Annotated in this window: 1 protein-coding gene; it reads right to left on the bottom strand. The window is 26.6% G+C overall.

Annotated features, from left to right (window positions below; translation table 11 throughout):
- Nucleotides 1-97: 97 nt before the first annotated feature.
- Nucleotides 98-1,441 (bottom strand): hypothetical protein, encoded by a 1,344-nt coding sequence (locus tag JOC47_RS15230; RefSeq protein WP_204703289.1) that lies wholly within the window; start codon nt 1,439-1,441, stop codon nt 98-100.
- Nucleotides 1,442-1,492 lie beyond the last annotated feature (51 nt).

A 1,492-nucleotide genomic window follows, 5' to 3' on the forward strand; every position in this document is an offset into this window, starting at 1 on the left:
CCTATTCTCCTAAATTTCATAAGTCAGTTCTGCAACCCTGCATATCCCTCTTAGCCTAGATGTCGCTAATCGCATGTTATGCGAAGTCCATATAACCTTAAAGATTATTCAGTTCCTCCATATACTTATCAAACTCTATACTAGGTGACAAACCTTCTGTCATAAAATATATCATTCGAGTCTGATATATTAACTCTAAAATGTTAACAAAGTTTTCGAATGTTTTATAACATTTAATTGCAAAATCTAATAAATAAATTTCTTTAGCATTTTCTTTGCTAAATTCATTGCGTGATGGATCATAATAAATTATTTCTTCAATAGCATCATATTTATATGAATTATGTCCAATTGCATTTCTTATTTTATTATCCAAATAAGGTTTTAATAAACTATCAAACTTTTCTTCATCTTCTTCAGTTAAATATTTTAATTTTATCCCTTTAGATTGATTTTTAAACTCTGATAACTCTGTTACATCGCTTCTTTTTTCCGGCATTTTATTAAAGTCGTTTCTATGTTCTAAATTATTGAAAGCCATAACTAGATTATATACCTCAAAAATAATTTCATAAGAGTCAATATATAAGTCTTTTATATCATTAAACGATGTAGTGGTAATACCTTTATTTCTAATATCATTTTGAGTTATTTCATCATAATATTGCAAACCAAAAACTGGCGCTAAGTATATGAATTTATTGAGAAACTTATCTATTTGCAATAATACTTTCTCTTCATATAATTCTAATAATCCTTCATCTCCAAAATATATAGCTAATTCTCCAATTTTCTTAGGTTTATCAGAAATTAACTTATCAACATTATCAAATGTTTCTTTATACTTTTTTTCATATTTTTCGGTATTAATACCTTGCCACAAGAAAAATATATTTGCTTTATGTATTCCTCTCAAAAAATCCAATTTGTTTTTCATAGGAAATTCTATTTCAGGTAATAATTTTTTCAATTCTTTTTCGATATAATCATAACTTTCATTTATCCATAATTGATTTATCCGTTTTATTTTAGGCCAAATATTTTCAATATCATTAATAAATGAAGAAAAACGTTTCATGAATTCAATAATTTTATCGTGTCCCATACGGTCTATATTTTTTAAAAAAGGCGAAAAATTCATATTATTAAAATCAAGCCCATTATTCTTAATTAGCTTTCTAGTTAATAATTCACCTGAGGTCTCCAAATAATAATCTATTTCTTTATCTTCTATTTTTTGAGGGTTCTGCATTTCAGCATTATTAAAGTTGATTTTCCATGTTCCATCTTTGGAATTAACCAAAAGTTCTCCTTCTATTAATATATTACAATTCTCACAAGGAATTCTTATTGGGATTTCTTCTAAATAACCAATTTGTGTTCTCACCATTGTTAAACTTTCACAAACTTCACATTTTATAATTGATCTATTTACCGGCATATAGTCTTCCTCCTTTCAAGAGTTATATGGATTTCGCATAACGTCCCTGGG

Source organism: Halanaerobacter jeridensis, assembly GCF_016908315.1.
GTDB lineage: Bacteria > Bacillota > Halanaerobiia > Halobacteroidales > Halobacteroidaceae > Halanaerobacter > Halanaerobacter jeridensis.